This is a genomic window from Treponema sp. J25 (genome assembly GCF_004343725.1).
Taxonomy (GTDB): domain Bacteria; phylum Spirochaetota; class Spirochaetia; order Treponematales; family Breznakiellaceae; genus J25.
This window is the reverse complement of sequence record NZ_PTQW01000038.1, coordinates 1-5,942: the sequence shown is the minus strand read 5'-3', so window position 1 is coordinate 5,942 and position 5,942 is coordinate 1. Positions and strand designations below refer to the sequence as shown.

The window sequence follows — 5,942 nt, the reverse complement described above, 5'->3', positions numbered from 1 at the left end:
ACACCCTCGCTCCCGGCTCCTATTAATCAGCCCCAACGGGGTCATGGCAGCGGGTACGATTGTTTCAGACAAAGCAATTGAATAAAATTACTGAATTTGGAAGCGATTCGCTGTACCAGAGGATTACGGAAAGTATTCTTGTAATTAAAGAAAAAATTATTTTAATTATGAGGGATATTTTCGGTGTTACAGTTACAGCAATTGTTTGCTTTATAATTATAATAAAGACGGATGTTTTTATACCGTTTCTTTTTATCACAGTATATATACCTTACATCTTAATAAGAAGATACCTTTTCAGCAAGAAAGGGTATAGTTTTGATTTGCAGGCAGAATCGAACAGGAAAATCCTTCAGTTGATAAAAGAGAATATACAAGGGATACGGTTAATAAAAGTTCATAACTGTGAGGCAAAAGAAATAGAGAGGCTGAAGGAGAAACAGCAAGAGAATATCGATATACAGATTAATCATATAAATTTTTTCAGCCAATTGGTCATACTTAATATAATTATGAACCTGGTACCTGAAGGTATTGTGTATGGATATTTGGGTTATAAGGTTTTACTGGGGCATAGCTCAATCGGAAGTGTAATAATGATGGTAGGGCTTTTATCCCAAGTTCGCAACTTCATATGGCAGGTTTCGCGTTTCAGTATAATGATGCATGAGTACAAAACACACCTTAAAAGAGTGTATGAACTTGAAGAATTGCAGGATGAACCGTATATAAACAATGAAGACAAGATAAATGATCATTCAATATCAGGTGAGGTGGATTTTGAGAATATAAGCTTTGGATACAACGGTATACCGGTATTGAAGGACTTTACTTTGAAAATAAAAAAGGGTCAATCGGTAGGTATTGTAGGTCTGAGTGGTGTTGGAAAGACAACGCTTGCAAATCTGCTTATGGGTATAATAGCTCCAATGGAAGGTGAAATCAGAATTGATAACATACCTTTAAGTCAGATTAATTTGGAAAAATTCAGGCAAAGCGTATTTTATATAACCCAACAGCCTTATATGCTTAATGATACAATCAGAGCAAATATTTGTTACGGACTTGACGATGTCGATGAAAAAGAAGTTTGGAAAGCGGTAGAAAACGTAGACATGCTTGAATTTGTAAAAGGTTTGAAAGAGCAATTGGATACAGTGATTGGGGAACGGGGAATACAATTGTCAGGTGGACAGAAGCAAAGGATGTCTATCGCAAGAATTTTCCTGAGGAAACCTAAAATCCTTATTTTAGATGAAGCCACCGCTTCATTGGATCTTGAATCAGAATATAAAGTACAGAAAACATTTGAAAAATTGCAGAAAGGCGTTACCAGTATTATTATTGCTCACCGGTTGGCAACATTGACAAAAGTTGACAATATTGTTGTAATTAAAGACGGTGGAATAATCGAACAGGGTTCACATATGGAACTGTTGCAAAAAAAAGGATATTATTATCAACTTTATATGGAGCAGTATAATATAGAAAGTTTAAGTAGTTCAAAGTAAGGAGCTTGCTTTATGAAAAGGGCGTTGGTTGCAAGAATAATTTTGTGCATAATATTATTTCAGATTGTTTCACTTTCATATCCGCTGCTTACGGGTTTGCTTGTAGACCGGCTTGTGAAAAAGGAATGGAACTTGTATATCTACTGTTTGACAGCAGTGTTATTCATTCCGTTTGCCCAGGGGTTTTTAGAGTGGAGGAAAGCACGGGGACTTACTGTTTGGAGTGAGCAGAATGCTGCGCAATTAAGATTAAAATTAATCAGCAAACTGTTCAATGTTCCTATTCATTATTTTTCATTTTCTAAAACAGGTGAGATTATAACAAGATGCACGGATGACGTTAAGCAGTTTATACATTATCAAAACATGAAATTTCAAGCCTTTGAAAAACTGCTGATACTTGTTTTCGTCGGAGCGGTACTGGGTTATAAAAATATAATGTTTATGTTATTTGTATTTGTGTGTGGTTTGCTGTATGTAATTCAATCGAAAAAGATATCTCCCATGATTTCTAAATTATACAGAAAATCAATAACAACCCGTGAGAAATTTAATGAGTTCATTCGCGAACGCATACAAATATTAAGTTTAACCAGACTTTCGGGTTGTTCGGAGTGGGAGTGCGAAAAACTGAAAAAATTACTTGACGAAGAATTTGCAACCGAGACGAAAAATGCTACGATTACCTTTATCAATGATTTTGTTTCTTCATTGGTTCGATCAATAATAAGCGGTGCTTTGTATTTATATGCGGGATGGCTGCTTGTAAATGACCGTATCAGTTTAGGGGACTTGGTTGCAGCATTGGCCTATTATTTTCCGCTCATTGAGGTTTTGAACAGTTACAGTACTTTTGTACAGGATTTTAAAAAGTTTAAAATTTCAAAAGAACGTGTTGATGAAATACTGAATATTGATGAGGATGACTATCAAGCAGGAGAAAAAAACATTCCCCGTGTTGAAAAAATCAGCTTCCAAAATATATCATTTAATTATCCGAACAGAAGCAGTGTTCTTAAAGATATATCCTTCACTTTGGAGAAAGGAAAGGTAACAGCACTGGTGGGTGTCAGTGGAGGGGGAAAAACAACCTTGTGTGAGTTGCTTTTAAAATTTTATAAACCGTGTTCCGGTAAAATATTGATAAATGACAGCATTGATCTGGCAAAGCTGGATGGAGGCTTATGGAGGGAATCAATAAGTTATGCCCCTCAGAATAGTTTCTTCTTTTCCGATTCAATTTCCGCAAATTTGTTATACGGTTCCCAAAAAGGTTCAAAAGACAGGATGATGGAGTTGACTAAAAGGCTTGAACTCGATAATGTTATAACAAGCCGTGAAAACGGTTATGAAACGCAGATTAACAATGATTTTATCACATTTTCGGGAGGCCAGAAGCAGAGGCTTTCCCTGGTCAGAGCAATGATTCCGGAAAAGCCTGATGTCTTAATCCTGGATGAACCTACATCTGCACTCGACTATATATCGGAAAAAGCAGTTATGAAACTAATTTTTGAGTTTAAAGAAGACACAGCAGTTTTAATAATAGCCCATAGACTGTCTACAATTATTAATGCAGATTTGATTCTGGTTCTTAAAGACGGAATGATTGTTGAAAAAGGCAGACATGAGGAATTATTAAAGCTAAAAGGCGAGTACTACAATCTTTACAAGCATGAATTGATCCACAAAAAAGAGGTGGAAAATGTTGTATAAAAGCAGTACATATTTTGCTGCAGCATATGCAGCGACAGTTGGATTCTGCGATACCATCCCTGTAAGGTTTATAGCGGGAACTGTAAATAAACTGATATTTTAGCGGGGTTTTTTATAATGGGTGTTCAAGATTATCTAAATAAAGTTATTGAGTCAGCATTGCACTATCCTGTAACTTTTTCAGGAGACAAAAAAGCCATACTCAACAGATGGCTTGTTAAAGCAGAGATTGTTGATGTTTTAAATGAAAACGGAGTTGATCCCTATATAAGCGAAAATGGGATCGTTATATCTGAAAATGAAGCGGACAACCTTTCAGATGAAGAGATAGAAAGTAATTGGAGATATTATATTTCAGATCATGAAAGGTCCTTTTACCACTATAATTCTCCGGAGAAACTCTTTAAAAATGCTTGCGAAAAAGGCAAAGAGAAGATGGTGTATTGTCTTTGCAATATCTTTAGCAATGATGATAAAGAGGTGTTGGTACATATATCAACAAACCTGCCGTCGCCTATAAGGGTTTGGATTAATGGGGAGTTATGCGTTAGCGGAAATCCCAACTACTTTGCAAAAAATTCTGCCTTTATTTTTAAATTAAACAAGGGGAATAATGCTGTATTAGTGGAGAGGAGCATGTTTGTACGAAACAGAATGCTTTCGATTGCAACGAGGTTTTTCACTTTTGTAGTTACTCCCTTTGACGAATTTATTTCCAATAAAACAAACAAACGGTTTTTAGACAGGAATGTGCTGAATTATTTGAAGTTTGGCTATGCCATTATTCCTTCGAAAGCATTTTATCAACCCGGGGAAAAAGTAAGCTTTATTATATTGCCGAAGTCTATGCCTTATAGTAAAAACGTTCCGGTTAAAGTTACCGTTAAAACTGCTTTGGGAAGGACGGTCAGTACCATATTTGCAGAAGTTTTGAAAGTTGTTTCCGTTGAAACTGACGACTCTGTCAGGGGCGTTATATCCATAATAGCTGAAGGGAATGCAGGATATAAGAAAAAGGAAATTGTGAATGTTTTTTACGGAAATTTTAAAGAGGAAAAAAACAAGCTTATTGAAAAAGCCATGGAAAGGCAAGACAGCAATGAAGAAATGATAAAGACTTTTTCCGAAATCACTGATATGTATGATATGCGTACAGGTTTAATAAAGGCCGGTTCCGAAACAATGCATGAATACATGTACCATCAGATGTTTGAAGCCTGTCTGTGGAACAAGTGGAAGCATAATTTATCAGGTTGGAGATGGTGGAGCTGACCATGCTTACTGGGGACCTCCAGAACTTCAAACAGGCACAAGACCAAGCTATGCTGGAAAAAATATTTCATGTGTTCTTGCAAATGAAGCCGCTGTTTTTGCTCTTTCTCATATTACAGGTATAGGTGGCGGAGACATAAATACAGCTAAGGCTTTGTATGCTCTTGCTGAAAATGCAAAGAGTGATGCTGATTATACTGCAGCCAATGGTTTTTATAACTCCTGGAGTGGTTTTTATGATGAACTTGTCTGGGCTGCAATATGGATTTACCTTGCAGATACAAATGCCAACAAAACTTATTTACAGAAGGCAGAAACATATTTTGCAAATTTGAATGCTTCTGACTATAAGTGGACACAATGCTGGGATGATAAGAAATATGGAGCTATACTAAAACTTGCGCAAATAACTGGAAAGAAAGTTTATGTTGAATGGGTTGAAAGATATCTTGACTGGTGGATGAAGGGAGGTGGTATAACTTATACACCCGGTGGACTTCCATATCTTGATTCGTGGGGCGTTTTGAGATATGCTTCTGCAACTGCTTTTCTTGCAAAAATATGGGCAGATTATCCAGCTGTGGGAACTGCAGCTAAAAAAACTACTTATAAAAACTTTGCGAATTCTGTTATAAACTACATTCTTGGGAATAATCCAGCAAATATGAGCCTTAAATTCCACCGTGAATTTATCTTCGTATATGGTAACCTTTTCAACCAACCGCCGAACAAGGGATTCGTCGTATTCGGTGAGGGCGACGGGTTGCTCCCGGAGGAAAGTGTCCATATCAGCGATGCGCTTTTTCTGCTCGTCCCGCCCGGCGGCTTCCAACTGGAGCTTCTGCTTTTCCTCCCGCAGGCGGTAAATCTCGTCGGCCACGTCGTCGTAGTCGGCCCGGGCGGCGGTCCGCTTCAAAAGCTCCTCCTGCAGTTCTGCCAGCCTTTTATCGATGTCGGCAAGGGGTTAATATGCTCCTGAAATATCAATACAAAACGAAAAGAAATCGAAAAAAGAAAATGAAGGAATAAGCCTTTAACGATTTCGGGGCCTGTAGTTATTATTGCTTTGTTCTGTGGCGAAATCAAATAGCTAGATTATAATGCGCCCTTTTGTCAACACACTTTTTACAGCAGTTTAAGGTGTATCACGCCGCTTGATTCACCAAGTCAACGACCTGGAATGATTGATACATTTCATCGGGAGTTCGGTTAAATGATATGCAAGCCGACCATATAACCCCTTGGAGCAAAGGTGGTAGGACGACCGCTGAAAACTGTCAAATGCTATGTGCCGATTGTAACCGTCGTAAGAGCAATATTTAATATATATTAAGCTTATTTATGACCAGATATACGCCTCTTAATTGTACCCGCTGCCATGACCCCGTTGGGGCTGATTAATAGGAGCTGGGGGCGAGGGTGTATGGCAGGAGGGTGTCGAGG

The 5,942-nt window shown here is 37.8% G+C and carries 5 protein-coding genes; all 5 read left to right on the top strand.

Annotation, left to right across the window (positions count from 1 at the left end):
• The first annotated feature begins 77 nt into the window (after positions 1–77).
• The 5 genes from C5O22_RS11315 (at position 78) to C5O22_RS13825 (ending at position 5,822) form a co-directional block, all read left to right on the top strand.
• Complete coding sequence (locus C5O22_RS11315; protein ID WP_165910509.1) at positions 78–1,511, top strand: ABC transporter ATP-binding protein; 1,434 nt, start codon at positions 78–80, stop codon at positions 1,509–1,511.
• 12 nt (positions 1,512–1,523) lie between these two features.
• Positions 1,524–3,227: an ABC transporter ATP-binding protein gene (locus C5O22_RS11310; RefSeq protein ID WP_132781887.1), complete on the top strand. Its 1,704-nt coding sequence runs from the start codon at positions 1,524–1,526 to the stop codon at positions 3,225–3,227.
• A 117-nt stretch (positions 3,228–3,344) separates the two neighbouring features.
• Complete coding sequence (locus C5O22_RS11305; protein ID WP_132781885.1) at positions 3,345–4,499, top strand: hypothetical protein; 1,155 nt, start codon at positions 3,345–3,347, stop codon at positions 4,497–4,499.
• Positions 4,438–5,478 carry a glycoside hydrolase family 9 protein gene (locus C5O22_RS11300; RefSeq protein ID WP_165910508.1) on the top strand — a complete coding sequence of 347 codons (1,041 nt, stop codon included), beginning with the start codon at positions 4,438–4,440 and terminating at the stop codon, positions 5,476–5,478. The genes C5O22_RS11305 and C5O22_RS11300 overlap by 62 nt, the downstream gene beginning before the upstream one ends.
• Before the next feature lie 239 nt (positions 5,479–5,717).
• Positions 5,718–5,822 (top strand): HNH endonuclease signature motif containing protein, encoded by a 105-nt coding sequence (locus tag C5O22_RS13825; protein ID WP_207895382.1) that lies wholly within the window; start codon positions 5,718–5,720, stop codon positions 5,820–5,822.
• Positions 5,823–5,942: the final 120 nt, after the last annotated feature.